The organism is Streptomyces sp. IBSBF 2435, assembly GCF_036815005.1.
Taxonomy (GTDB): Bacteria; Actinomycetota; Actinomycetes; order Streptomycetales; family Streptomycetaceae; genus Actinacidiphila.
In genome coordinates this window covers 1-25,466 of sequence record NZ_JAJSYW010000096.1, presented here as the reverse complement: position 1 = coordinate 25,466, position 25,466 = coordinate 1, and the positions used below count along the sequence as shown (strand labels likewise).

General features: G+C 70.0%; 27 protein-coding genes, 1 tRNA gene and 2 pseudogenes. 8 read left to right on the top strand and 22 right to left on the bottom strand.

The window, feature by feature from the left end; all coding sequences use genetic code 11:
• Nucleotides 1-76 precede the first annotated feature (76 nt).
• The 9 genes from V7E46_RS19505 to V7E46_RS19465 form a co-directional block, all read right to left on the bottom strand.
• A complete protein-coding gene (locus tag V7E46_RS19505) occupies nt 77-673 on the bottom strand; it encodes a hypothetical protein (protein ID WP_333769608.1) in 597 nt (198 codons plus the stop codon).
• Nucleotides 674-680: 7 nt separating this feature from the next.
• Nucleotides 681-914: a hypothetical protein gene (locus V7E46_RS19500; protein ID WP_333769607.1), complete on the bottom strand. Its 234-nt coding sequence runs from the start codon at nt 912-914 to the stop codon at nt 681-683.
• Between the two features lie 14 nt (nt 915-928).
• Nucleotides 929-1,204, bottom strand: a complete 276-nt coding sequence (locus V7E46_RS19495; protein ID WP_333769606.1) for a hypothetical protein — start codon at nt 1,202-1,204, stop codon at nt 929-931.
• On the bottom strand, nt 1,204-1,869 hold the full coding sequence (locus V7E46_RS19490; protein ID WP_333769605.1) for a hypothetical protein: 666 nt from the start codon (nt 1,867-1,869) through the stop codon (nt 1,204-1,206). The genes V7E46_RS19495 and V7E46_RS19490 overlap by 1 nt, the downstream gene beginning before the upstream one ends.
• The gene (locus tag V7E46_RS19485; RefSeq protein WP_333769604.1) at nt 1,866-2,498 is read right to left on the bottom strand and encodes a hypothetical protein; all 633 of its coding nucleotides are present in this window, start codon (nt 2,496-2,498) and stop codon (nt 1,866-1,868) included. Before V7E46_RS19485 ends, V7E46_RS19490 begins: the two co-directional genes overlap by 4 nt.
• Nucleotides 2,498-3,073 carry a hypothetical protein gene (locus V7E46_RS19480; RefSeq protein ID WP_333769603.1) on the bottom strand — a complete coding sequence of 192 codons (576 nt, stop codon included), beginning with the start codon at nt 3,071-3,073 and terminating at the stop codon, nt 2,498-2,500. The genes V7E46_RS19485 and V7E46_RS19480 overlap by 1 nt, the downstream gene beginning before the upstream one ends.
• Nucleotides 3,070-3,459, bottom strand: a complete 390-nt coding sequence (locus V7E46_RS19475; RefSeq protein WP_333769602.1) for a hypothetical protein — start codon at nt 3,457-3,459, stop codon at nt 3,070-3,072. The genes V7E46_RS19480 and V7E46_RS19475 overlap by 4 nt, the downstream gene beginning before the upstream one ends.
• A gap of 84 nt (nt 3,460-3,543) precedes the next feature.
• The gene (locus tag V7E46_RS19470; protein WP_333769601.1) at nt 3,544-3,774 is read right to left on the bottom strand and encodes a helix-turn-helix transcriptional regulator; all 231 of its coding nucleotides are present in this window, start codon (nt 3,772-3,774) and stop codon (nt 3,544-3,546) included.
• The gene (locus V7E46_RS19465) at nt 3,771-4,001 is read right to left on the bottom strand and encodes a helix-turn-helix domain-containing protein (protein ID WP_333769600.1); all 231 of its coding nucleotides are present in this window, start codon (nt 3,999-4,001) and stop codon (nt 3,771-3,773) included. The genes V7E46_RS19470 and V7E46_RS19465 overlap by 4 nt, the downstream gene beginning before the upstream one ends.
• A 104-nt stretch (nt 4,002-4,105) precedes the next feature.
• On the opposite strand from V7E46_RS19465, the pseudogene V7E46_RS19460 reads away from it, so the two are divergent.
• From V7E46_RS19460 to V7E46_RS19445, 4 genes and pseudogenes are all read left to right on the top strand, one after another.
• Nucleotides 4,106-4,420: pseudogene (locus tag V7E46_RS19460) on the top strand (helix-turn-helix domain-containing protein); the annotation flags it as partial.
• A 131-nt stretch (nt 4,421-4,551) separates the two neighbouring features.
• On the top strand, nt 4,552-6,006 hold the full coding sequence (locus V7E46_RS19455; protein ID WP_333769599.1) for a site-specific integrase: 1,455 nt from the start codon (nt 4,552-4,554) through the stop codon (nt 6,004-6,006).
• Nucleotides 6,007-6,238: 232 nt separating this feature from the next.
• Nucleotides 6,239-6,296: transfer RNA gene (locus V7E46_RS19450), tRNA-Ser, on the top strand.
• Between the two features lie 367 nt (nt 6,297-6,663).
• Nucleotides 6,664-8,361 (top strand): SIR2 family protein, encoded by a 1,698-nt coding sequence (locus tag V7E46_RS19445; protein ID WP_333769598.1) that lies wholly within the window; start codon nt 6,664-6,666, stop codon nt 8,359-8,361.
• Nucleotides 8,362-8,418: 57 nt separating this feature from the next.
• Here V7E46_RS19445 and V7E46_RS19440 read toward each other — a convergent pair whose 3' ends face one another.
• Both V7E46_RS19440 and V7E46_RS19435 read right to left on the bottom strand, forming a co-directional pair.
• Entirely contained in the window at nt 8,419-9,951 is a 1,533-nt protein-coding gene (locus V7E46_RS19440; protein WP_333769597.1) for a site-specific integrase, read from the bottom strand.
• Between the two features lie 139 nt (nt 9,952-10,090).
• Nucleotides 10,091-10,456, bottom strand: a pseudogene (locus V7E46_RS19435) (helix-turn-helix domain-containing protein); the annotation flags it as partial.
• Nucleotides 10,457-10,550: 94 nt separating this feature from the next.
• Between V7E46_RS19435 and V7E46_RS19430 the strand changes: the two are divergent.
• Entirely contained in the window at nt 10,551-10,784 is a 234-nt protein-coding gene (locus V7E46_RS19430) for a hypothetical protein (RefSeq protein ID WP_333769596.1), read from the top strand.
• Nucleotides 10,785-11,013: 229 nt separating this feature from the next.
• Nucleotides 11,014-12,393: a DUF3631 domain-containing protein gene (locus V7E46_RS19425; protein ID WP_443054248.1), complete on the top strand. Its 1,380-nt coding sequence runs from the start codon at nt 11,014-11,016 to the stop codon at nt 12,391-12,393.
• Between the two features lie 510 nt (nt 12,394-12,903).
• On the opposite strand, the gene V7E46_RS19420 is transcribed toward V7E46_RS19425, so the two are convergent.
• The 6 genes from V7E46_RS19420 to V7E46_RS19395 form a co-directional block, all read right to left on the bottom strand.
• Complete coding sequence (locus V7E46_RS19420; RefSeq protein WP_333769609.1) at nt 12,904-13,707, bottom strand: aminoglycoside phosphotransferase; 804 nt, start codon at nt 13,705-13,707, stop codon at nt 12,904-12,906.
• Nucleotides 13,708-13,825: 118 nt separating this feature from the next.
• Nucleotides 13,826-14,140 (bottom strand): MazG-like family protein, encoded by a 315-nt coding sequence (locus tag V7E46_RS19415; protein ID WP_333769594.1) that lies wholly within the window; start codon nt 14,138-14,140, stop codon nt 13,826-13,828.
• On the bottom strand, nt 14,137-14,802 hold the full coding sequence (gene tmk / locus V7E46_RS19410; RefSeq protein ID WP_333769593.1) for a dTMP kinase: 666 nt from the start codon (nt 14,800-14,802) through the stop codon (nt 14,137-14,139). Before tmk ends, V7E46_RS19415 begins: the two co-directional genes overlap by 4 nt.
• Nucleotides 14,799-16,289: a B12-binding domain-containing radical SAM protein gene (locus V7E46_RS19405; protein WP_333769592.1), complete on the bottom strand. Its 1,491-nt coding sequence runs from the start codon at nt 16,287-16,289 to the stop codon at nt 14,799-14,801. Before V7E46_RS19405 ends, tmk begins: the two co-directional genes overlap by 4 nt.
• Nucleotides 16,258-17,082, bottom strand: a complete 825-nt coding sequence (locus V7E46_RS19400; protein WP_333769591.1) for a hypothetical protein — start codon at nt 17,080-17,082, stop codon at nt 16,258-16,260. The genes V7E46_RS19405 and V7E46_RS19400 overlap by 32 nt, the downstream gene beginning before the upstream one ends.
• Before the next feature lie 122 nt (nt 17,083-17,204).
• Nucleotides 17,205-18,071, bottom strand: a complete 867-nt coding sequence (locus V7E46_RS19395; protein ID WP_333769590.1) for an ATP-binding protein — start codon at nt 18,069-18,071, stop codon at nt 17,205-17,207.
• A gap of 224 nt (nt 18,072-18,295) precedes the next feature.
• Here V7E46_RS19395 and V7E46_RS19390 point away from each other — a divergent pair, with 224 nt between their 5' ends.
• Complete coding sequence (locus tag V7E46_RS19390) at nt 18,296-19,609, top strand: hypothetical protein (protein ID WP_333769589.1); 1,314 nt, start codon at nt 18,296-18,298, stop codon at nt 19,607-19,609.
• On the opposite strand, the gene V7E46_RS19385 is transcribed toward V7E46_RS19390, so the two are convergent.
• The 5 genes from V7E46_RS19385 to V7E46_RS19365 form a co-directional block, all read right to left on the bottom strand.
• Nucleotides 19,606-20,139, bottom strand: coding sequence for an NUDIX hydrolase (locus V7E46_RS19385; protein WP_333769588.1), 534 nt, complete (start codon nt 20,137-20,139; stop codon nt 19,606-19,608). The two genes, V7E46_RS19390 and V7E46_RS19385, sit on opposite strands and share 4 nt — an antisense overlap.
• A gap of 512 nt (nt 20,140-20,651) precedes the next feature.
• The gene (locus V7E46_RS19380; RefSeq protein WP_333769587.1) at nt 20,652-21,038 is read right to left on the bottom strand and encodes a hypothetical protein; all 387 of its coding nucleotides are present in this window, start codon (nt 21,036-21,038) and stop codon (nt 20,652-20,654) included.
• A gap of 92 nt (nt 21,039-21,130) precedes the next feature.
• Nucleotides 21,131-22,222 (bottom strand): esterase-like activity of phytase family protein, encoded by a 1,092-nt coding sequence (locus V7E46_RS19375; protein WP_333769586.1) that lies wholly within the window; start codon nt 22,220-22,222, stop codon nt 21,131-21,133.
• Between the two features lie 406 nt (nt 22,223-22,628).
• Nucleotides 22,629-22,973 (bottom strand): hypothetical protein, encoded by a 345-nt coding sequence (locus tag V7E46_RS19370; protein ID WP_333769585.1) that lies wholly within the window; start codon nt 22,971-22,973, stop codon nt 22,629-22,631.
• A 274-nt stretch (nt 22,974-23,247) separates the two neighbouring features.
• On the bottom strand, nt 23,248-23,622 hold the full coding sequence (locus V7E46_RS19365) for a hypothetical protein (RefSeq protein WP_333769584.1): 375 nt from the start codon (nt 23,620-23,622) through the stop codon (nt 23,248-23,250).
• Between the two features lie 570 nt (nt 23,623-24,192).
• Between V7E46_RS19365 and V7E46_RS19360 the strand changes: the two genes are divergently transcribed.
• A complete protein-coding gene (locus V7E46_RS19360; RefSeq protein WP_443054247.1) occupies nt 24,193-25,341 on the top strand; it encodes a VWA domain-containing protein in 1,149 nt (382 codons plus the stop codon).
• Nucleotides 25,342-25,466 lie beyond the last annotated feature (125 nt).

The following is a 25,466-nucleotide window of genomic DNA, read 5'->3' as shown; positions in this document are numbered from 1 at the left end:
GTGACGGGGCGGGCGGTCAGCGTCGTCCGGGGGCGCCCGGCGAAGTCAGCGGGTGTAGGCATGAGCGAGGCCTCTTTCAGCGGGCGGGCGTGGCGGGCGTGCGGAGCTGGTACCGGGTGGGCGCGCCGTCGCCGCAGTTGAGGCGGCCGATCCAGCCGCCGACCGCCAGCTCCTCGATCGCGGCGAGGACGTCCTGCGGGCCGCAGCCGGTGCCCGCGCACAGCTCGTCCACGGACGGCTGGTCACGGTCGGCGATGTATCCGTGCTCGTCTGCCAGGTCGGCGAGCGTGAGCGCGGCCAGCCGGGCGATCGGGAAGAGACGCGAGGTGCGGACGCAGGTCCGGTAGAGCGACACGTTCAGGGCGAGGTCGCCCAGGGCGGCCCCGGCCGTGGCGGCTGCGGCGGGCCCCGGGCTGAGGACGGACGGCACCGGGTCGGCGAGGTCGTTGGCGGCGGTGTCGGCGAACACAGCGTTCAGGCCCGCCCACACCTGGTGCACCGCCGTTTCCAGGGCCTCGACGGCGCGGTCGAGGTGGTGGCCGCGGGGCAGCGCGTCCAGGACGCTCTCGGCCAGCATGTATGCGCTGTCCGCGATTTCGACCTGGCGGGCGTACAGCGGGCCGCTGGTGATGGGCGGCGCGAACCGCGCGGCGAGGTTGTCGGGAGTGATCATGGGTCTCCTATCTGGGCAGCGGCGGGCGGAAGGGATTCGGGACCGGCAGGACCGGCGCGGCCGGTCGCGGCGGGGTCCAGGGCGGCGCCTCGGGGTCCCGCAGGGCCGGCCAGCCGGGGCCGGGCGGCGTCTCGCGCCGCCCGGCCTCAGCTGCCGGCGTGTGCCGGGGGCAGCGCCAGCCGATGACGTACAGCCGCGTGTACGCGTACGCGTGCGGCAGCGCGAGGGACTCGCACGGCACCGGCCGGCGCCGCCTCACCGGGGCGCCTGGCGGACGCGGACCTCGGCCAGCGCCAGCCCGTAGGCGGCGCACAGCCCGCCGCACCAGACCCGGGCAGGCTCGGCCGAGCCGTAGACGCTGACGCGCACCATCCCGGTCAGGGCCTGCGCGCGGGCGCCCGGGACCGGTGCGACGGTCCCGCACAGCGGGATGCTGCACGGCGACGTCGGAAGCGCGAGCTTGGCCTGCAGGCCCGGCGGCATGCGCCACAGGTCCGCGTCCACGGCCGGGGGCTTGCGGGCGGCGGCCATCAGCGGGGCACCTCGGAGGGCGCCGCCGCGGCCGCGGTGTCCTGGGCGGCGAGTTCGGCGCCGCCGGCCTCGATGGCGTCGAGGGCGCACGGCGGCGAGCACACCCATCGCATCCGCGCGTCCGTGCCGCCGACCCACACGCAGATCCAGCCCCACAGCGCCGGGTCACTGCCGTCGACCTTGTGCTCGGGCGTACCGCACCCGGCGGTCGTGCAGGGCACGGGCGGGGCGCAGGAGGTGCAGGTGTCCTCCATGCCGCCCGGCACCCAGGCGCAGCCGCCCGCGCACGGGTCGTCCTCGGTGCACCCGCACACATGGCACCGCGCGACGTCGCCGGCCCGGTCGGGCTGGACCAGGCGGCGCGCGATCTCGATACCGCGGATCCGATCCAGCAGCAGGCCCAGGTCCAGGGCGGGGTCGGCGGCGAGCCGGGCCGCCGCGGCGTCGAGGTTAGAGGCGAGCCGCGTGCGCACCGCCGCCTCGACCTGACCGCCGCCCAGTGTGAGGGCCGCGCACAGCGCGGTGCAGTACCAGTGCGCGGTCGCGGCCGCACCGCCGGCGGTACGGACCTCGACCCACCCGGACATGCGGGCGGTCGAGGTGTCCAGGTAGGCGCCCAGGCTGCCGCAGCCGCTGGTGGTGCAGTCCGGAATGAGGGCCGTCATGCCGTCACCGCCGGCACGGTCCCGGCCTGGGCCTGGACCTGGGAGGCGATCCACTTCGCGGCGGTGCCGACCGTGAGCAGGGAGTCGGCGGCGGCCGACCACCGGTACTCGCCGTACCCGTACTCGCCGGTCGGCGACAGGACGGCGACCGCCCTGTACCGGACCGCGCCGCGCTTCCCCCGGGTCTGGGAGATCTCGCCGACCAGGTCCTCGCGCACCGGCCGGGTCACGCCCGGCCGGGTCACGATGTAGTCCCACGGCACGTCCGAGGCCATGCGGCCGTAGCTGAGGGAGGGCTCCCCGGGCCACAGCAGCAGACCGGACTTCCGCTCGGGCGGCAGCCCGTACCCCAGGGACCGGGCCTGCGTGGTGGACAGGCCGGTCTCACTGCTGATCACGTGCGCCCGGGTGCACGACAGGCACACGATCCGCACGGTCGTCACCTCGGCCATGCGCGGGCCGTGCCCGCACTCCTCGTCCGGGCAGGCGTGCGGCGCGGTGCTGTACCGGTCACGCTCGCGGTAGACGTCGTACTCGGTCCGCACGTCGACGGTCCACGCCGGCCGCTTGCACACGGTGAAGTGCGTCAGTTCGTTCCAGCCGATATAGCTGCCCCTCGCGGTCTCCATCACTGGCCCCCGTCGTACGCGGCGTGCACGGTGACGGTGGCCACGCTGTAGCCGGTCGGCTGGGCGATGTCGTCCACGAGCAGGTGCAGCTGGGCCAGGTCGGGCACGTCCGGGTGCGCGGCCCACGAGCACTGCGCGTCCGGGTAGGTCCGGCGCAGCTCGGCCTCGGCCCGCAGGCCGGCATCCGCGAACGTGCGGTACTCGCCGACGATGGCGCCGCCGCTGTGGACCCGGTACGCGGTCCCGATCGCGGCCTGCAGCCGGTCGACCTCGCACCAGGGGCATTCGACGGCCTGGGCGACGTCGGCGAACCACTCCCGGTGCAACCGGTTCTCGCACTCCTGGCGGTACAGGGCGCTGTACCCGGTCGCCACCGCGACCAGCTCCCGCAGCTCGGTGTTCTCGCCCGGGTTCTGCAGCATGTCGGCGGCGGCGAGCGCGTCGACCACGAGCGGGGCCGCGCCCTGCATCGAGGTCCTCGACAGGGCCTCGAACGCCGTCGCCAGCGCGGCCGCCGCGGCGGGCACGGGCGCCCAGGGCAGGGCGCCCTGCGCGGTGATCTGCTGCCCGCTCACTCGCCCACCGCCGCACCGGCCGAGGCCTGCGCGAGGGCCAGCGCCGGGACGGGCAGGGCCGGACCGTGCACGGCCAGCGGCGGCACCGCCGGATCCAGGAACTGGTGCCGCTGCTCCGCCAGGGCGCCGCACGGGATGTAGGTGACCGGGTAGTACGTCACCGCGTCGCGCACCACGTTCGCGTAGAGAGGCGGCTGGAACCGGGGGTTGCCGGCCGCCAGCTCCCTGATGCCGCTGCGCACGTACGCAACGCGGGTCCGCAGCAGGCCGTCCGCCTGGGCGGCGTCCTCGGCGCGCTCCGCGTACGGGACGTCGAGGGCGGTACGGATGGCTGCCAAGGACTCGACAAGCTCCTGGCGGGGGATCTGATCGATAGGCTCAGACATGGTCTGACTCCTTCGGATGGCTTCGGATGGTTGGGCTGCGGGGCCGTACCGGGTCGAGTCCGGTGCGGCCCCTTCTGCCGATGCCTACTGGGCGTCGGGGTCCTCGGTGATGCGGAGAAAGGCGATGAGGTCCGCGCGGCGGACCTTGAGGCGACGGCCTACGGGCACCACCGGGACAGGGAATTCGCCGGTCCTGACCAGCGAGTAACCCGTGTCGCGGGAGACGCCGAGGGCATCGACGGCGTCCGGCACTAGATCGGCCATGGCGGGCAGCGCGAGCACCTCGGCGGGGGTGAGCGCACGGCGGGCCGTCATACCGACGCCTCGGCCGGCACTCGCTCGATCAGCTCATCGAGCGTCAGGTTGTACGGCACGGCCAGAGCGACCAGTGAGGCCACAGTGGGCGCGGACGTGCCCTGACGGATGCGGTTGACCGCCGTCTGAGACAGGCCCGTCCGTTTGGCGATGGCGTAGCTGCTGCGGTCGCCCACCTGCTTGGCGGCCGTCGTGAGCCGATCGGCTCGAAAGCGGTACGTCGACATGCGACGGACCCGGCCCGTCCAGGGCGCAGCGCTTCGGCCGCTGGGCGACCGAGGCTGCGCGAGCCGCCGGCTACGACGTAGACAGCCAGCGCGGTGGCGGCCGTGTCGCAATCGCGCAGGCCACAGGCATGTCCGCGTCGAGCGTGGGGCGGATGCTCTCGGGTAAAACGTTGCCTTCTCCCCGGGTGTACGCCGCCCTGGCCACGGTCTTCAAGCGTCCTCTGCGCGAGGTGCTGATCGAGGCCGGATCAGCGACTGATGACCTGCTGGAGGGGACGGCCGCCGCTGCGAGCGAGGCGAGGCGTCTCTCTCCCCGCGAGGCCGCAGACAGGGTGGGCATCCGGAAACCAGCCAATGTGCGCCTGTTCGTATCCATGGTCGAACAAATGCTGGAAGAGGAAAGTTCAGGTGCGGCCTAATGCCTACCTCGCGTCGAGCTGGACACATCACGCGCCGCTGTGAATGTCGAGACGAGTCCGGGAAACTTCTAAGCAATTCCTGCCCGAGGCTGACGAAGAAGAATCACGGCGCTGTCGCAATTCAAATTGAATTGCCGCTCACGGAAGAGGGGAAGCGGCGGCGATTTAAGCGTGCCGGCTACGCGAAGGTCACCGAGGCGCAGGGCGACGTGTCGAAGGTGAACGGGCTCCTCGACCTGGCGGGCGACGACGAGGACGCGGCTCGCCGCGTCGCGGACCTGCTGCAGGCCGTCCAGAGGACGCGCGCTGACATCCCGGATGCTGCCGAGGTGCGCCGAAAGCTCGGTGTGGGCATTCCTCTAGACGGCGCGACGACGGTGGCGGATTGGCTGGACGTCTTCCTCGCCGGCAAGAGAAAGACGCGGCGAGTGACCACCGTCGCCGGGTACGGCTCGCACATACGGGTGCACATCAAGCCGGCCATCGGGCACCTGCGGCTTGACAAGCTCAACGTCGGCCACTTGGTCGAGATGTTTGACGGCATCGCTGACCAGAGCGAGGTCATTGCGGCGGAGAACCAGGCGCGGCGTGATCAGGAAGCGCAGGCGACGTGGGGTAGGCCGGGGCGTCCGCCGGCGGCCGTGCGCGAGCAACTGGCTGCTGCGCGGGCCGAGCTGGCGGAGATGCCGCCGTACCGCAAGACGAACGGGCCAGCGACCAGGCAGGCGATCCGCCGCACCCTGCGTACCGCGCTCAACCAGGCCATCGGTCGGCAGCTGATCGAATTCAACGCGGCTCGGTACGTCGAGCTGGAGACGGCCGAGCGTCCCACGGGCCTGCTCTGGACGGCTGCCAGGGTTGCCCGGTGGCGGAAAACGGGAGAGGTGCCCAGCCCTGTCATGGTCTGGTCGCCGGCCCAACTCGGCGCCTTCCTCGACGCCGCGACGGACGACCGGCTTTACGCCTTCTTTCACCTGATCGCGCACCACGGCCTACGCCGCGGTGAGGGCGTCGGGCAATCCTGGGATGACGTCGACTACGACGCGCTGGAGATCCACGTCACCTCGGAGATCGTGGTCGACGGGTGGACCCCGATCGAGACCCGGCCCAAGACCACCGGGTCACAGGACACGGTTGTCATCGACCCCGAGACGGTGGACGTCCTCAAGGCGCACCGGTGGCGCCAGCTCGCAGAGCGGGACGAGTGGAACGCCTGGGCGGCGGCCGAGCGGGAGCAGGGGCGCGATGTCGCGCTCTGGGCGGACACCGGCAAGGTCTTCTCGGCCGCGGATGGCAGGTGGCTACACCCGGATGTCGTGTCCAAGGTGTTCAAGCGGATCGTGGCCGAGGCTGACCTGCCACCGATCAACCTGCGCGATCTCCGTCACGGCGCGGCGAGCCTGATCAAGGCGGCTGGGGGCAAGATCGAGGATGCGAGCGCGAAACTGCGGCACAGCTCGATCATCCTCACTGTCGACACGTACACCACCCTGTTCCGCGAGGCGGAGCAGGAGCTGGCCGTGCGGACCGCGGCGATCGTCCCGCGAGCACGGAAACCTCGCGTCACACGGAAGCCGCCTGGGTGACAGCTGCGGCGTAGCGTGTGTGCCGTGCAGTGGGGACTGCTGATGAAGGGCGCTGACCTGCGGGTCGGCGCCCTTCGTGCTGGGCCGCTGCTGGGCCGAACGCGGCAGAACTCCCTCCTACGGGACCGACGTGGCCGTACGCGACCGCACGGATGGGTGCGCGCTGACCAGCACATACGCTGACAGGGCCACACGGAACCGCACGCGATCCGATTCGGGCATACGGGACCTTAGGGGGTGTCAGTGGACTTTTAATCCATTGGTTGTGGGTTCGAGTCCCACACGGCCTACGGGGTTCCCCCTCTGCGGAGGTGGCTGACCTGCGGGTTTGGTGCCCCGGCTGTCTTCGGACGGCCGGGGCACAGCCATGCCGGGGGCCGTGCGTGAGCGATGCGTGAGCGGTTGTTCGGAGCTCGCAAGGTCAGCGGGTGAAGCGATGGCGTCGAGGTAGCGACGACGAACCCCGACAGGGCTGCGCTTGCCCTCGTATCGGTTGTGGATGACCGGCAGGCACCGATCCCGGTGTTTTTCTCGCTGCGCTGGTCGAAAGACTGCTACTTTTCGTCATTATGACGCTAACATGGGTGTGGGCAGGCCGCACCATGCGACTGATGCTCGGTCATGTCGTCATGAGGATGGTTGGTTGTGGAACCACACGTGAATCTCGCCTTCGCCGTCCGGGCCACCCCGGGCGGCTACGCCGTCCTGCTTGGGGCTGGCGCCTCGATCGCGGCGGGCATGCCGTCGGCGTGGGACGTCCAGCAGGATCTGATCAGGAAGGTGGCGGCTACGGAAGGCGCCACAGGTATCGGCGACCCGCACGCCTGGTATCAGCAGCGCTTCGACCGCATGGCCACCTACGACGACCTCTTGGCCCGACTCGCGGGTACCCCGATCGAGCGGCAGGCGTTGTTGCATGCCTACTTCGAGCCCACTCAGGAGGACCGCGAGGAAGGTCGGAAGCGGTCCACCGCTGCGCACCAGGCGATCGCCCGCTTGGTCGCCGCCGGGCACGTACGTATCGTGCTGACGACGAACTTCGATCGCCTAATGGAGACCGCGTTGAGAGAGGTGGGCATTGAGCCCACCGTAGTTGCCGACCCGGCTGACGCTGTCGGACTTGCCCCACTGCATGCCATTAAATGTTTGGTCGTCCACGTGCACGGCGACTATCTGAATCCCACGAGCATGCTCAATACCCCCGAGGAGCTGAAAGAGTATGCGCCCGCCGTGGACAAACTCCTCGACCAGATCTTCGCTGACTACGGGCTCGTCATCTCCGGCTGGTCCGCTACGTGGGATCCCGCGCTGCGCAACGCTCTATCCCGTTGCCCCGCCCGGATATTCACCTCCTACTGGATCGACCCGCGTGAACCATCGGAGCACGCCCGGGATCTGATCACCCGACGGAGCGCCGCGTACGTTCAGGCCGATGCCGACACTTTCTTCGGCCGAGTAGCCGATGCCGTGGACGCAATCGCTGCCACGAATCGCCAGCATCCGGCGAGCGTCGCCATCGCCGTTGCTACCGCCAAGCGCGCCCTGGCCGGGACCGGACAGGCTATTGCACTGCACGACACGCTGCGCCGCGAAGTCAGCCGCATGGCGGCTCTCCCCGTACGAACTGCTGGCCCCTGGCATGTCGCCGACACCCAAGCCGAGCACGGCCGCCGGCTGGGTGTGCTGGAGGCCGAGGCGGAACTGTTGCTCAACCTGGTCGCCACGACGGCCTACTGGGGCAACAACGAGACCGACCGCTGGTGGATGCGCGAGATCGAGCAACTCGGCTCCCCTGTCAGCGCGGGCGGCGACTCCGCACTGCTCGGTCTCGCGCGAGCCCCTGCAACCATGGTGATCTATTCGGCAGGGATTGCCGCCCTCGCTGCCGAACGCTGGGACACCTTGGTTCGTGTGCTTAGCGAACCTCAGGCTCAGAATGTATACAGCGGGAAGGTACTGGCCGCAGCTGCGCTTCTTGGCCCGCAACAGACGATCGGGCTCGGTACAGCCTCCGAACGCCTCCACGGGCAGCTCCGCCCCGTGTTCACGGAACACCTCGTCCTCAGCGACTCGGCGTACATCGACGCATGGGAGCGCTTTGAGTTCCTGCGCCTGATCGTGCAGCAGGATGCCGGTCTGGGATTGGACTGGCCCTACATCCGCAAGACGGGTTTCCTGAACGAGTACCGGCCGGCCCCCGCAGGCTGGCTCAAGAAGGAATTGGACCAGCACGGAGACTTGCACCCCTTGCTTCAAAACGGGTTCCTGGCTGGCAACCCTCGACGTTTTCTTGCGGCGAAGGAAGCAACGGAAGTCGAGTACAACAGGTTGGCGACTCAGATGCGCTGGGGGTGATCCGGGGCGAGCTTTGCAGGGACGTGACTATCTCGACCGACCGCTCATCCGTGAGAACTAGGGGTGGAAGGTTGATCGGCTTCGAGCACGATGGCCGCGAGGAACAAGCGCTGCAGCTTTCTCGGCGACCTCCCGGTCCAGCTCCGGAAGGAGGCTCGTGTAGGTGTCCGAGGTCAGCGCGATCGTGGAGTGGCGCAGGACCTCCTTCACCGTGTGGATGTCGCCGCCGCCAGCATGCGTGAGGGTCGCGGCGACGTGGCGGAGGTCGCGGAAGGTGATCGGCGGGAGGGCGGTCGTCGCGTGGATGCGGCGGAAGGTCTCCGAGACCATCTCGGGGTGGAGCCAGGAGCCGTCTTCGCGGGTGAAGACCTTGCCAGTGTCGTTCCAGGCCGCGCCCCACTTCTTGCGGTCCTTCTTCTGACGCTTCCGGTGGGCGCGCAGGGCGGCGATCGTCAGGCTGTCCAGGGCGATGGTGTTGGCGCTGCCGTCTGTCTTCGGCTCGGCCTCGTACGGGTCCCAGCCGTCGACCACGATCTCCTTGGCCGGGGTGATGAGGCCGGCCTTGAGGTCGACGTTGCTCCAGTCCTGGCCGACGGCTTCGCCGCGACGCAGGCCGCGGAAGCCGACGAGGTGGAAGAGGGCGTACAGCCGGTCGTCCTGGGCGGCGTCGAGGAAGACACCGAACTGCTGCGGCGTCCAGACCATGACCGGGCCGGGTATCTCGCCGGTCTGCCGCCACCGCCGGAGACGTTCGTCCGTCCACAGCAGGGGCTTCGGCCTGCGGCCCGAGGCGAGTTCGACGTGGGAGGCCGGGTTGAAAGTGATGAGCTGCTGCGCGATGGCGGAGTTGAGCGCCGCGCGCAGGGTGCGGCGTATCGCCTGCTGGGTGGACGGGCCGGTCACCTTGCGGAAGGGCGGCAACTCGGCGAGCTTCCCCCGCTCCGCCGCCAGCCGCGCCCGTTCGGCGGCAACGGGCCGTCCCGGCGAACTCGGCTTGCAGAGGGCGATCTGCGCCCGCCGCGCTTCGTTCTCGGCCGCGATGGCCTCGTTGGCGTCGGCGATCCCGTCGAACATCTCCACGAGGTGGCCGACGTTCAGCCGGTCGAGCCGTATGTGCCCGATGCAGGGCTTGAGGTGGACGTTGATGTGAGAGGCGTAGCCGTTGAGGGTCGTCCTGCGGCGCTTCTTGGACGCGAACCAGAGGTCTAGCCACTCCCCGACCGTCGTGCCGCCGCGTAGGTCGAGCCCGGAACGGAGGCGCCGGCGTATCTCGTCGACGTCGGGCAGCGGTGCCTTCTCCTCGACCAGGCGTTCCAGTAGGGCCGCGACGCGCTCGACGCTGTCCGGGTCGTCGGTGTCGGCGAGGGCGAGGAGGGTGCGGACGTGGTCCAGGTCGGCCTGGGCGGCTTTGAGGCTGTCATACCCGGCGCGGCTGAATGAGCGACGGGTGCCGTCCTCGCGGGGCGGGAGTTCCTGGCGCACGGAGTAGGAGCCGTGCTTGCGGCTCGCGAGCTTGGGGCAGTTGCTGCCGAGCGGTCGGCCGGTATCGGTGTCACGGCAGTAGCAGCGGCGGTGCGTCAAGCCCTTCATGGTGCTTCCCCCAGCAGGTTCAGAAACCGTCTGCCGAGGCGTCCTTCCAGACGATTTTGCCCTCGGCATCCATTGACCAGGTCCGTCGCGGTGCGGCTCTGCGCTCGCGCAGTTGGGGGCTGGGGCCGTCGTAGTCGTACGACTCGCCGGTGAACCACTGGAGTGCCGTGAAGGTGTCGGTCGGTTCCTCGTCGGGGAGGCCCTGCACGCGGTCCACGACGCCGACGGGATAGATCAGGCAGATCGGCGCCACGTGCAGGGCCTTGGCCAGCACCATGACCTCGACCAAGGGCAGTTGGGCACGGCGGCCGGATTCCATGTTGGCGATGACGTTGCGCGGGATGGCGTACCCGAGATCGGCGCAGGCGCGGGCCAGGTCCTCGCCGCTCATGCCCAGCTCCTTGCGGCGCCGGCGGACCTCGGCAGCCACCGTCGCCGTGACCTGGTCGGCCCACTCGGGGGCGTTGTCTTCATTCCGCCCAGCATCAGCACCGCGTTGTGTCATGGCGACACAATAGCTTGGTGCACCCTCCTGACCTGGGCTTGGAGACGGATGCGAGACCGCGTTCGCCGAGAGCTGTATGTGTGAGGGGGTAGATATGCGGGAGAGCGGTACGACCCGGCCGGTGGTCAAGGGGATGGCCAAGGACGAGCTGCTGGCGCTGCCGACGGCGGTGGACCTGGAGACGGCGAACCGGGCACTGGGGCTGGGGCGGAGCAAGGGCTATGAGTTGGCCAAGCGCGGCCAGTACCCGTGCCGCGTTCTGCGGTTGGGAAATTCGTACCGAGTGGTGACGGCCGAGTTGCAGGCCCTGCTCGGGCTCGCGGCGTGACGTCCGTGGTCCTCGTACGCGCGCACGTTGGGCGCCGTCGAAGATCCCGTGGACTGCGGCAGACGTTCGTCGTACTGTCCGTGGTCGCTCGCGCGGCGCCAACCGCCGAGAACGAACGAGCCCCCGACGCGCCAACGCCGGAGGCTCACAACTCCCCTGTACGCCAGAAACGTTCAACCCAGATGGGGCGGGCCGGCCAGCCTGCACCCACCGGTCGAGGAGCTACAACATGCAGCCTATGACAGCCGCTGTCCGGGACGCACCCCCTGCGGCGGCCTGGCCGCCGGTCACCGTACCCGGTCAGCCGGACCGCACGACGCGGCAGCCGCTCGCGGAGCTGACCGCCGAGCTGAAACCGTCCGCCGCCCGGTCGGCTGCGGTGACCGGGCCTCCTCCGGTCACTGACCAGCTGACCGCAACGCCCGGTCGCCTGACCGCGGTCACTGACCGGGAGCCGGTCACCGCGGTCGGTCAGCCGACCGGTCCGGTCGATCCACCGCCCGGGTGTGCGCTGCCGGAGGGCGCTGACCTGCTGACCGAGCTGCGGTCAGCGGTCGCCCGGTACGTGGTCATGCCGAGCGCTGAGGCCCTGGACGCGGTCACCTTGTGGGTCGCGGCCACCCACCTCCAGCCCGCGTGGCAGCACGCGCCGCGCCTGGCGGTGGTCGGCCCCGCGAAGCGATGCGGGAAGTCCCGGCTGCTGGACGTGCTGCACGACACCGTCCACGACCCCTTCATCACGGTTAACTCGACCCCGGCGGCGATCTTCCGGTCGATCACGGAGCAGCCGCCGACGCTGCTGGTGGACGAGGCCGACACGATATTCGGCAGCGTGAAGGTCGCGGAGAAGAACGAGGAGATGCGCGGGCTCCTCAACTCCGGGCATCAGCGCAACCGCCCCACCACCCGGGTTGTCGGACCGGAGCACAAGCCGACCAAGTTCTGCACGTTCGCCATGGCGGCGCTGGCTGGGATCGGAGACCTGCCGGACACGATCATGGATCGGGCGGTGGTGATCCGGATTCGGAGGCGCGGGCCAGGGGAGAAGGTGCTGCCCTTCCGCTCCCGCCGAGACACTCCGCAGTTGCATGATTTGCGGGACCGGTTGGCGGGATGGCTGGTGCCGCTGACCGACACGGCGGCGTCGATGGAGCCGGTGATGCCGGTCGAGGACCGGGCGGCGGACACCTGGGAGCCGCTGGTGGCGGTCGCCGACCTCGCCGGAGGCGAGTGGCCGCAGCGCGCCCGGCAAGCGTGCCGCGTGCTGACGGCTCACGAAGAAGGCAACGATCAGGAGGCGGCGCTCGCGATCCGCATCCTGGCCGACATTCGCGCGGTGTTCGCCGCGTGCGGCGACCCGGCGCTGCTCTCGACCGAGCAACTGCTTGCCGCCCTGCACGCCGACAGCGAGGCTCCCTGGCGCGAGCACGGGTCGCACGGCCTGACCGCTCGGGGCCTGCAACTGCTCCTGAAGGACTTCGGCATCGGCGCAGCCAACCGCCGCTTCCCCGACCGCAGCCAGCGCCGAGGCTTCGCCCGAAACCAGTTCGCCGACGCCTGGGCTCGCTACTGCCCCCGGCCGGAGACGGCCCCAGGCGGCGAGCGCTGACCCGCATCCACCCGCCCCACCCGTCCCCGTGCAGGTCAGCACGGGGACGGGTCGTCTCCCCGCAACGGGTCGACTCGCACCAGGACTCCACCCGTACCTGCGCTGACCAGGAACGCAACGGGTGGGACAGGTCCCGCATGATCCCGGCCTACGTCGCAGCCCACGGAAGTGAAGGACGCCGGAGCAGGTGAGTGGTGTGCGAGGCGGGGAGGCGGCGAGCAAGTTGTGGGGTAAGCAGCGCTTACCCCGGAGGAGCAAGTTGTGGGGTAAGGACTCCTTGCCCCGAGCGGAGCAAGTTGTCGCGCCGGACGGTCCTACCGCCCGTCCTGCGCACGTGTCCTCGCCGTGGGACGAGGACACGAGTACCCGAGCGAGGGCGCCCGGGTCCTGGGGGAGACAACGCGGCCTCCGCCTGTCCGCGTGTCAGCCACGGACCGCGGGCGCAAGGGGTCCGTCCAGCGTGATGTCGATGCTCTGCCGGGACGTGACGCTCGTCAGCGTCGTCCGGGGCTACAGGCTCGTGCCGAGGGCGCGTGCCAGGACGGTCGCTTGCTCCGCCATCGCCCGCTTCCACAGCGCTTCGTCCTGCTCGGCGATCTCCCTCCACAGGGATGCGGTTGCCGTACCGAACGCCGCGAGTGCTTCGGGCGCCGCGTCGCGCCACGACGGGAAGCGGTTGGCGCATTCGAGCGCGGACTCGACCGGGTGGCCGGCGTCCATGAGGCGCAGCGCGAGGGCGCCCGGGTCGATCCAGGCGGCGCCGCGAGTCGGCCATGCCCAGTCGATGAGCCGTGCCCGACCTCCTGCGATCAGGACGTTGTCGGGGGCGAAGTCCGTGTGCAGCAGCGCGTCGCCGTCGAAGTGCTGGACGGTGCCTCGCGGCGCGTACTGCGCCCACCGGTCGACGGCCTGCTTGATCTCGACGTCCGCCGGTGCGGTGATCTCTTGCAGTTCGGCCAGTGCTGCTTCCACGAGTGGCAGGTCGGGAGAGCCGGGGGCGTAGTCGGCGTGGCGGCCGTCGACGACTTCGTAGCCGAGGAGGCTCCAGCCGCCGAACTCCAGGTGCCAGTAAAGGCGCGGGCAGGAGGCGGGCAGGTACGGGGCCACCGCGGCCTCACGGTGCTGGGCTCTCACCTGGGGATGGCCGGTCGGGATGCCCTTGACGAAGACGGGGCCGCTGTCCGTCTCGAGGACGGAGGCGATGCCGGAGTTCATGCCGCCAGGCGCGGTCACCGCCTGGCGCACAGCGCCGGTCTTGTCGGCGACGGCCTGGCGGACGTCGACGGGAAGCTGCTCGAAGGGGATACGGGACATGGACACGACGCGCGGTTCCTTGGCTGCCGGGGGAATGGGGTGCCGCCCCGGCCAGGGTACGGCCGGGGCGGCACCCCCAAGAAAAGGCTGCGAGACGCTGGTGAGACATGCCAGCCGGCTACGCCAGCGACCGGTCGGTGATGATGCTCACCCGCTCTTCGAACACCTTCGCCGCGTCGGGGGTGAGGGTCGCCAACGCGACCATGCTGCTGAGCATCACGTCGCACAGCTCGTTCTGGACGTCCTCCCACGTGTGGCTCTGCCCCTTGCGGGGGTTGGCGGAGACGGCGCCCATCGCCGCCTGTGCCACCTCGCCGACCTCCTCCTGGACTTTGAGCAGACGCAGCAGTCGCGCTTGGGCCGGCGTTGCGTTGTCCTTGTCGTCCAGCCACTGCACGAGCTGGTGGATCTTCGTCCAAATCTCGTCGTTCACGACGGTGGTGCTCCCTGCGTGCGTGCGGATTTCAGATCAGGGGCGACGCTACCGAGCCTGCCGGGCGCGCAGGCCGCTATCTGCTCAGCAATCACACCGGCGGGTGCGGTGCTTGTGTCGACAACGAGGACGGGTACGCCCATGCTGCGCAGGATCATCACCACCTCCGCGTATAGCGCTGACTCGCGCGCGGGGAAGTCCGGCGCCCGATTGAAGCGGTGTGTGGCACCGCGGACCGCGATTCGGGCGGCGATTCGTCGGGGATCCGCGCTGAGGATGACCGCGAGGTCAGGCATGCGTATGCCGGCGTTGAGGTCGAGTAGGTACTGCTGTGGCACACCGTCGAGTGCCTGCACAACGAGCGTCGAGGCGAGGTACCGGTCGCTCACCACGGTGATGCCGGACTCCAGGCGTGGGATTACTTCGTGGGCCAGGTGATGGTGCCGGTCGGCGACAACCAGACAGGCCAGTGTCGCCCCGTTGTAGTCGTCCGCATTTTCGCGGATGAACTGGCCCAGCGTCGAACGGGAGGGTTCGGTCGTCGCGTGGACCTGCTCCCCACGGTTCGCCAGCACCTGGACCAGGGCGGCGACAGTCGTGGACTTCCCGACGCCGCCAGGGCCGTCGACGGTGATGAAGCGTCCTGGGCGTCCGGTCGTCATGTGGTCACCGCCGAAGCGATGTTGCGGGCGTGCTGCTCGCGGGCGATCTGCGCCAGGGCCCCGCGCAGTTGCGGCAACGGGGTGTCGGCGAACTGGATGCCCACGCTGAACGCGAACTCGTCGCGTTGCCTCATCGCCTCGTCCGCGCCGTGGTCGGTCAGGTCGACGTCGGCGTAGGCGGCCATGGCGTCCGGGTCGTAGCCGTCCGCCAGGAGCTTGTCCCACACCGGCGAACCCGGATAGGGCCGGAACTCGAAGGCCGACGCGCGGAATGAACCGGGCAGCCGGTCGGACAGATCCCACAGGCGCCGGATGTGCGCCAATGTCGCGGCCAAGTCCTCCGACCGCTCCGAGGGGTATCCCAGGATGAAGTACCCCTTCACGTTCACACCGCGCCGCATCAACCGTTCGGCGACCCGCAGCGTCATGTGGGCGGTGATCCGCTTGTCCATCGCGGCCAGCACCCGGTCGCTCCCGGACTCGATCCCGAGCGCGACCTCCCGCATCCCGGAGGCGGCGAGGGTGTCGAGCATCGCGTCGTCCTCGCGGTCCAGAACGTTGATCCGGCCCGTCGCGTCCCATACCCACCGCTCTCCGACCCTGTCCGCAGTGAACGCGTCCACCATCGGGTGGATGATGCGGCGCGCACCCAGGAAGAGGTCGTCGACGAACCGGAAGGCGTTCACGCCGTGGCTGTCGGCGAGCTGGTGCATCTCGGCGAGGATGTTGTCCGGCCTGCGGGTGCGAATCGCCAGGTCCGGGTTCTTGCTGACCGCCGCGCCGCAGAACCAGCAGTCGTAGGGGCAGCCGCGCGCCCCGACCATGTTCGCCTCGCGTCGGCCGTCGGCCGCCAGATACGGGTCCTGCGGCAGGAACGCGCGGTCCAGGGACAGGCCGTCGATGTCCGGGCTCAGCCAGTGCCGAATGCGGGCCGGGGCGTGCTCGGTGCCCTCGACGGTCGTGCCGAGGATCCGGTCGCGCCACATCACGCCCGGCAGCTCCGCGCGCCGCCCGACGTCGTCTAGGAGCGCCGCCACGCGGGTCTCACCTTCGCCGACGACCAGCGCGGCAAGGCGGCTCATGCGGGGGTCGGCGATCACGGTCTCGGGCGCGGCCTTGGCGTGGTGGCCGCCGACCATCAGCCGTACGTCGTCGCCCAGGCCCGCCGCGATCCTCGCCGACAGCTCGTAGGTGGGTGCCAGGAGGTTCAATCCGGCCCAGCGCGGGGCGGCGTCGTTCACCAGCCGGATCGTCTCCGCGATCCCCAGGCCGTGCGCCTCGGCGTCGAGAAGGCCGACGTTGTAGCCAGCCCGCGCGGCGTAGGTGGCGATGTACCCCATGCCGATGACCGGCAGGGTGTAGTCGGTCAGGCGCGGCCGCAGCGAGTAGTCCCGCAATGGGGCGTTGATCAGAAGAAGGTCGAGGGGTCGGCCCGGGTCGGCACCGGCGATCAGGTCAGGGACGAGGCGTAACGGGCGGTCGGGCATGGATCCCCCACGCGAGTGTGTAGGTGGTCAGGGTGTGAAGTTGCGGCCGATCTGGCGCCCATCGGGACCAGGCGGCCTCGAACTCCCGTGGCGTTCCGGGCAGCGGTGCCGACGGGGCGGCTTTGACCGCCCAGGTGCGTACCGCCAGGTCGCCGTGCGGGTAGACGGAGTAGTCCCCGGTGAAGTCCGCAGCGGCGCAGGCAGCGGTCCACGGGCCGATGCCTGGTACCTCCTGGAGGGCCTTCACCATGTCGTCGGGAGGCAGTTGGCCCCAGTCCTCGCCATGTTTCAGGTAGGCCGCCGCGGCAGCCGGTAGGGCCTTGCGGTGAAGTGCCGCGCCAATCTTCGCGAAATGCTCCTCGGTCAGCTCCAGAACTTCGAGCGGGCCGGGCACGCTGTGCATCAGCCCGGCCGGTGTGTCCCAGGAAGGGCCGTAGGCGGTGATCCACCGCTGGTACAGGGCGCGGGCCTGCGGGGCACGGATGATCTTCCGCAGGAGACCGCTGGTGATCGCCTCCCACAGCGTTGGCGACGGCAGGCGATGCACCGTCCCCAGGGCGGCCAGGGCTGTCGTCAGAGGACCCGGGGCTCGGGGTGGCAGATTCACCGGCGGCGTCTCGATCGCTGCAGGTGGCGAGCTGACGACCGAAGCACAAACCTTCGTCGGCACCAGCTTGGCCCCGTCCCAGGCGACGAACCAGGCGTCAGCGCCAACGGTGACGAGACGGCAGGTCGTACCGTCTGGACGAACTGTCCACGCTGGATGGTCGGTCAACAAAGTGGTGCTGGTCATCGTGATGCCTTCCGTAGTGCGTCCGTGAAGAGCCCGCCGGCCGTAGACGGCAGTCTGCTCGCTCCCCGCCAACGTGCGGGCAAGGACGGGGCTACAGCACCCGCACGGGCGGCCGTGTGGCGTCAGCCCTTGTGGTGCGCCGCCCAGTCCTCACGGGCGGCGTTGAGCGCGGGGCGTACCTTCGCGTCGAGGAAGTCGGCGTGGGCGCGGAGCTTCGCGGCGACCTCGGCGACTCCCCGCGGGTCCAGGCCGAGGATCCAGCGCCCCACGCAGACCTGGAGGTTGACGACCGGCACACGGAGGTCGGGGTTGGGGTCGTAGGGGTTGCAGTCGATGCTGCCCTCGAAGACCGCGTCCTCCTCGACCCCTTCCCAGACGTCCGGGGCGGTGAGGGGCAGCATCGGGCCTTCGAAGAAGTTTCGGTGGTTGACGCCGGCCAGCCGTTCCGGCAGCTGGTCCTGGGGCACATCGGCCTCGGTCGGGTCGTCCTCGGCCCAGGCGGGGAGGTAGCCGGACGTCGCCGATCCGCTGTCGGCGGTGATCGTCCACTTCCCCGGCGTGCTCCAGGGAGGTGGCGTCCGGTCGGACGGCCCGAGTTCGAACCAGACGACCTTCCCTGCGGGATCGGGGGCGCTTCCCCAAGCGGTGGCCAGGGACTCGACCAGGAGCAGGCCGCGTCCGCCCTCCGCCTCCGGCGAACTGTGGCTGCGCTGCGGGCGTGCCGGACTCACGTCGGTGACCTCGACCCGGACCCGCACGCCGGTCCAGCGTACGGCCACCGCGCATGAGGCCCGGGTGTGGCGAACGGCATTCGTGATCAGCTCGGTGGACAGCAGCTCCAGGTCACCGAGGATGTCGTCCGGCAGTGGCACGTCCCAGTCCCGCACCAAGGCGACGATCTTGCGCCGGGCTTCGGGCACGGCCTTTTGCTCGGCCTCAACGCGGAAACCGAAAGTAGTGGGGCAGGCATCCGAGATGGTGTCGGACATCGCTGGGGACCTTTCGAGACGCTGGATGCCGTGCCATGCCGCTGACTTCGGTGCAGCACGGGGCTTGTCGCTTCCTCCGGAGGCCAGCTACCGGAAGGAATCTCAGACTGTCCCAGCGGTCCGTTCTGGGATAAGGCCAGCGTGGACACCCACGGTGGGTAAACTCGCAGTAAGTGATCCCAGGTGACGGTGAGCGATCACACTCCCGCATGAGGGGGCCGGACATGACCGAACCCACGGCAGTTGTCGGCCTGCCCACTCGCCTCCTGACGGACCCCGAGATGATCGCGGCCTGCGCCGCGCGGGATTTCACGAAGGTCTTCGGCTTGGCGAAAGCGAGGGGCGGGTTTCACGTCTCACGCATCGCCCGCCAGTGTGAGCTGACGCCGAGCAGGGTCGGCGAGGTCATTTCCGGTCGCCGAACCATCACGAACATGAGCGTGATCGAACGCGTCGCGGACGGCCTGCGTGTTCCGGGTCACATGCTCGGCCTCGCGTCGCGAGACTGGGAAGGACGGGCGTCGGCCCCCAATCCACCCGAGCGCAGGTCAGTTCAGGTGGCCCCTGGGCCGAGTTCCATCCCAACTGAGCCAGAAGATCTGGACGGCATTCTCGCTATCGCGGCAGCTACGAAGGTCACGCCAAGCACGCTTCGTTCCCTACAGGCCTCGATCGAGGACTATTGGCGGAGGGACGATGAGCACGGTGGCGAGGCCCTACGGCCTGCGGTGATCGGGCAACTCAGGTACGTCATGGGCTTACTGGCCGACAGCACGGATCCGAACTACCGGCGCAGTCTGCAGGGCATCGCCGCGGAACTCGCCCGGCTGGCCGGTTGGACGCTTTTCGACGCACGGCAGTACAGCACGGCGAGGGCGTACTTCACCCAGTCCCTGCGCCTGGCCCGCGCGATCGACGACCGGGCGTTCGTTGCAAACGTCCTCGCCTGTCTGAGCCTCCAAGCCACTTATCAGGACAGGGCCGAGGAAGCCGTCACGCTGGCACGGACCGCCCAGGACGTTGCCCGCCATGACGGAGGTACTCCGAGACTGATGGCGATGCTGTACGTCCGCGAAGCGTTCGGCCACGCCAGCGCACGCGACCGACCGGCGGCCCATGCGGCTATCGCCGAAGCGCAGTTGCAGTTCGGGCGGGTCGGATCCGCAGACGACGACCCAGCGTGGGTGAGTTACTTCGACCGGACCAAGCTCACCGTGGACATCGGCATCGCGCTCGGGCAGCTCGGGGACGTGAGTGCTGCCGAGCCGTTGATCACGGAAGCGCTGCGCGATGAGCCGGAAACGAACCTGCGCGGCAGGGCCTTCCATTCCTTTTGGCTGGCGAGGATCCAGTTGCAACGCGGCCAGGTCGAGGAGGCGTGCCGAGCGGCGAGCGACGCCCTGAACCTGTCTGCGACCGTCGACTCGCCCCGCGTGACTGCCCACTTGCGGGACTTCCGTCACCTGCTCACGCCATTCCGCACGTTCCGGCCAGTTGCGGAGCTGGACGCCCGCCTGGCGGGGACAGCGGCTGATTAGAGTCCGGCCTCGTCCAGCAGCAGGTAGAGAACTCCCACGAGAGTCCCGCTGCTGACGATCTCGCGACGGTCGATCATGCCCCGCAACTTGGACAGCGGGATCCACTCAAGCCGATCCGACTCGTTGAGTTCGGTTGGCGGACCCGCGCATTCCACCGCGTCGGCCCGGAAGACGAAGTGCTCCGAGTCGGTGATGCCATTGGCTGGCTGGGCGTAGATCAGCGGCGTCATTTCGCTGGTACGCCAACCGGTCTCCTCCATCACCTCGCGGGCGGCAGCCTCGGCCGGAGTTTCGCCGGGTTCGACCAGGCCCATGGGCAGTTCCCAGGCCCAGGAGTCCGTGATGAAGCGGTGCCGCCACATCATCAGCACCTGCTTCTCAGCGTTCACCACGGCTGCCACAGCCAGATGCCGCAGCTTGAGCACGTGGTGCTCCCACCGCTTCCCGTCCGGCTGCTCGACATCGACCAACCACACGTTCACCCATGGGTTCTCGTAGATCGGACGTTCCCCGTGGATCTTCCACTGCATCGCTGTGGCCCCTCTCGATCCGCCTCAGCATCTCAGACGTCGCGGCCTAGGGCGGCTCGATCGGGCGACTTCACGTCACACTGACGACTATCGGGCGGAAAGACCGGATGCCCTTGGGGCGAGCCATCCAAACGGCCGGATGCGTGAGCGATGCGTGAGCGGATGTGGCGGCACTCGTTGTTCCCCGGCGGACGTTGTAGCAAGCGGCATCCACCTGACCTGCGGGTTTCGGATGACGGCCCACCTTCCACTACCGCCCGGCACGCTCTGGCCAGGACTTTTAATCCATAGGTTGTGGGTTCGAGTCCCATACGGCCTACCGCAGGAGCTTTGGCTAGGAACGTCCGGCCGGGGCTCCTAGGCGTTTCAGAGGGCCGGAGATCTTTTGCTGGGCCGCTGCTGGGCCGCATCTCGCCGCCGTCGTCCGCCCTGGCAGGGTCAGGCCATGCCCTCCACAGACCGTCGGCAGTCGCAGGCTGCCACCCGTCCAGGGTGACGACGCCCATGCTCACTTACCTGACTTTCGTCACCGACGTCGGCGGCTGCACGTTCTTACCGAGGGCGCGCGCCAGCGTCGTCCCCTGTCCCGCCATCGCCCTTTTCCAGGGCGCGTCGTCATGCTCGGCGATCTCCCGCCACAGGGACGCGGTGGCGACACCGAAGGCTGCCAGCGCTTCCGGCGCCGCGTCGCGCCACGACCGGAACCGGCCCGCGAAGTCGAGCGCCGCCTCGGCCGGGTGGCCGGCGTTCATGAGATGCAGCGCGAGGGCGCCGGGGTCGATCCAGGTGGCGCCGCGTGTCGGCCATGCCCAGTCGATGAGTGCCCGACCTCCTGCGATCAGGACGTTGTCGGGGGCGAAGTCCGTACGCGGCAGCGCGTCACCGTCGAGGTGCTGCAACGTGCCCGGCGGCGCGTACTGCGTACGACCACCGGTGACGGCAGGGGGCGGGCGCTCCGTACGCGCCCGCCCCCTGCCGTACGTCCGCCGCGTCAGCCCCTCGGCAGCCGCGCGCTCAGCTCGTAGAGCCGGGTGATCTGCGCCGGGTTCTGGTTGTCGTCGCTGACCAGCAGCAGCCGCAGCCGCCCGCCGGGGCCGTACCCGGTGACGGCCATGCCCTCGATGTTGTCGAGCAGCGGGTTGGTCTGGGGCTGCTTCGCGGTGGCGCCGAGGGACGGGCAGGCGCCGAGGTCGGCGAGCAGCGTTTTGCGTACGAGCCGTACGTTTTCCTGCCCGGTCAGGTCGGTGACGCCGCTGACGTCGGTGGCGTGGGAGAGGTCGGCCACGTACAGCCGCACGGTGTTGCCGACCCCGGCGGTGAAGCCGCGTTCCAGGACGAGCAGCCGGCCGTCGCCGGTGGCCGCGATGTCGGAGACGCCGAGGACGGTGCCGTGGGCGTCGGTGTCGACGGGGTAGGCGTACTGGCGGCCGAGCCGGAAGTCCGCCGAGCCGGTGCGCTGCCAGGTCTGGAAGCGCACGGTGGTGTGGTCGTCGCCGGACAGCGCGCCTTCCACGGACGCGACGAGGGTCCGGCCGCCGGGCTGGAACGCGAGGCCCTCGAAGGTCAGGTTGCTGGTGGCGCGGCCGGCGGGGGCGACCTTCAGCTCCTGCGGCACCGGCAGGCTGCCGAGGATGGTGCTGCCGTCACGGGTGTAGCGGCGGATCGTCGGCTCCACCTCGGAGGTGATCAGCCGGGTACCGTCACGGTCGACCACCAGGGCCTCGGAGTCCAGCGGCTGCCCCTTCTCGTCGGCGAGCGGCACGACCTTGCTCGGCGCCAGGTCGCCCAGGGTGCGACCGCTGAGGGTGAACAGCGAGGACCGGTCGGAGAGCGCGGCGAGGGTGCCGTGCGCGTCGGGGGCCAGCGCGGAGAGGTTGCCGACGAACGTACCGTCGAAGGTCGTCTTGTCGAGCGCGTCGGAGAAGCCGTCGATGGCCACGGACGCGGAACACCGCCCGGCGGCGGGCGGTGCGGGGCGGTGGTCCGTACGGCCGCCGTGGGCCTGGGCCGGTCCGGCCGCGGCCAGGCAAGCGGCGGCGGTGAGGACGACGGACGAACCTGCGAGAAGGGCTTTCACGCGCACAGTGACACTCCACATCGGCCGGCAACTGGCTTACGCATCAGGCCGATTGTCGGCCCCCCGGCGTAGCGGCGGGCGTACGACGGCCGAAGCCCGGCTGAACCCCGTCCGCCGCCCCCGACTCGTTGCCGGTGACGGTCTGCCCCCTGTGAGGCGTTGGGCGCCGGAATGCGGCCGGTGAGGCCGGCGGGCGCACTGGTCTCGCGGGATGACGGATTCGCCGAGGAGCGGCAGGAACGGGAGGATCGCAACCCGTTCGGGCGGAGAGCGGACGCCCGCCGCTCGTTGATGCCAGCGCTGAGCAGCGGCTCGTGGCCGGTGCAGGTCGCGGACGGAGGGGTGGCCCGCGAGGGGAGCGATCGGTCATCCGGTGATGGGCACGGGCTGTGCCGCAGATAGGCGCGGGAGGTCAGGGGCTGAGGCAGCTGGCGGCGAACAGCGTGCCGGTGATGAGCGCGGTCGCGGAGCTGCACGTCGAGGTGAGACCGTAGGTGACGTAGGTTCCTCCGCTGACGACGTGGCTGGTCGCGACGTCGATCGTGAAGTGGTACGGCGCACCGGCGTCGGCGAAGTCGCAGGCGGACAGGCTCGCGCTGAAGTTCGGGAAGATGTTCACCGTGTTGAACGCGGTCGACGAGGTGGCGGTGCAGTGGACGCTGGTCGCGGCCTGGGCGGGCGTCCCGGCGATGAGGCCCCCGGCGGTGGCTGCCGCCGCTGCGGCGGTCACGGCGAGGGTGCGGCGTAGGCGGGGCATGGGTCCTCCTGGCTGGGCGGCCTGAACACCATCAGCGTGACGGCGGCCCGCCCGTGGAGTAAAGGCCAAAACCGGGCACTCGCCAGGGGATATCGGGGCAAGGTTGTCCGACTCCGCCCGAAGTATCGTATTGCGGGTTCCGGGCAGGAGGCGGCTTTCGTCGTCTCGTGGCCGGGGCAGCGGTTTGCGTGCGCGGACGTGCCGCTGCCCCGGCCGGCCGAGCCCTCTCAGGCCCGCTGGGCGCCGGTCCCGGCCAGGCGCACCGCGGCTCGCGTCACCGTCCCGCGGCCCGCGCCGCTGCTGCGGGCTTCGGCGTCGGCGTCGGCGGCACCAGCGCGGTCACCTGGGTGCGGGTCCACATCGCCGCCAGCGCGGCTGCGAAGCTCATGACCGTCGCCTGCTGGTCCGGCGCCCAGTGCAAACCGAAGCCCACGGCCAGGGCGATACCCGCCTGGAGCAGCCCGAGCGCGGCGGCGGCTATGCCGTCGTGCGTGGACGCGGCCACGAGCACACCGACCACGGCCAGGGAGGCAGCGTTGACGGAGGCCTGCTGATCATTCGTCAGGTCCAGGCCGAAGGCCGTCGCGAGCTTGACGGCGACGCCGAGGAGGGCGAGCCACAGGGCGGGTTCACGGCCGAAGATTCTCATGGGCTTTCCACTTCTGCTGGTTGGGCCAGGACCGCGTCCGTGCGGCGAGGTGCGGTGGCTGAGCGGTGGTGTTTCGCGTTGATGCACGCCGCATTCCCTCCGAGGTGATCGGCAACCGCCCGTGTCCGTAAGGCGATGAGCGCCACCGTCGGCCACGTGGCGAGGGCCTTCACGCGGTCAGGGCGTCGGCGCTGTTCGTCCCCGCGTTGACGACGCGCCGTCGCACGTCGGACGGCCTGGGGCGACGACCTGGCCAGCCACATGGCGGGTGGATTCAGCTCCTTGAGCGTGCGCACGCGGTACGGAGGATGGCCGGTGGGGACGCATCCACGGGCGTGGAGCCGCCGTCCGTGCCCACACCTGCGGAGAAGAGTGGTCATGGGCGCGTAATGCTTCGAGCATTTGCGCTCATCATGGTGATCACGCCGCTACGGTTTGTAGCGGTGGTCGCGAACGGGTGCACGAGGGGATGGTCGATCGCGTATGCAAGCACTGCCTCTGAGCAAGGGCGGGAATGCGGCACTTGAGTCGCAGCCTGTCGCGTTGCAGGTGGCGTCGAGGGGGACGCCGGTGGATGTCTCGGCGCTGCTGCTCGGCCCGAACGGCAAGGTCCGCAGCGATGAGGACCTGGTCTTCTACCATCACCCGGCGCAGGACGGCGTCAGCGTCACGGGCGGTACGGTCACGGCTGACCTGCCGCGTATCCCCGCGGGCGTCGGCACCGTGGTGATCGTCGCCAGCGTCGATCCGTCCCGTCCGGGGGACGTGTTCACCACCGCGCCGGTGCTCACCGCGAGCCAGGGGAACGACACCGGACTGACCTTCGCGCCACCGGACTTCACGGCGGGGGAGACCGTCGTCGTACTCGCGGAGATCTACCGCCGCGAAGGGGGGTGGAAGGTGCGGGCCGTGGGCCAGGGATACGCGTCCGGCCTGGCCGGTCTCGCCACCGACTACGGCGTCGACGTGGATCCTGAGCCGCCGGCGTCGCCGCCTCGACTGCCCACCCCGAGAACGTCCCCGGCCGCGTCGAACTCCTCGGCCGAAGACCGGCTTCCGCTGCCCGCGCTCGAAGCGCAGGCCCCGGCGCTGGTGGCCACTTCGCAGCAGGCAAGCCAGGCGCTCGCGCACACCGGAGCGACCGACCGGCGCGCGGCGGTGTACCTCATCCTCGACCACGACTGGTCCATGGAGCAGCTGTACGCGTCGTTCGTCGTACAGGCGTTCGCCGAACGGGTGCTGGCCCTGTCAGTGACCCTCGATGACGACGGCAGTGTGCCGGTGATCTTCTCCAGCGGGAACGAACCGCTCATGGAGGAGATCCGTCTCGACAACTACCGGGGCCGGATCGCCCAGCTGCACACGCAGGTCGCGTGGGGCTGGGGCAATGTCGCCGCGTCTATGCGCGCCGCGGTCAACCACTACCGGGACGTCGGTGCCGTCGATCCCGCCTTCGTCATCGTTCAGGTCACGGACGAGCCCTGGGACAAGCCGGAGTTCCGCTCCCTGCTGCAAAGCACCGCCGACGCACGGGTGTTCTGGCTGTTCGTCGGCTTCGGGCACGGAAAACTCGCCTTCTACAAGAACCTCAACGCCACGACCGCCGCCAGCTTCTCCCACGTCGGCTTCTACGAGGCCGGCAAGAATCCCGGGGCCGTCCCGGATGACACCTTCTACGCCGGCCTGGTCGGCGAGTTCGGTACGTGGCTGAGCCGGTAGCGCGCGGCTCCGCCGCCAGGAGCGCTTGCCAGCCGGCGACGTCGGCCGCGCCAGGAGCGTGCCGATGTGGCCGGGGTCGGGGGCGCCGAGGACGTACGCCTGGGCGGTGCCGAGCGGGCGGGGGG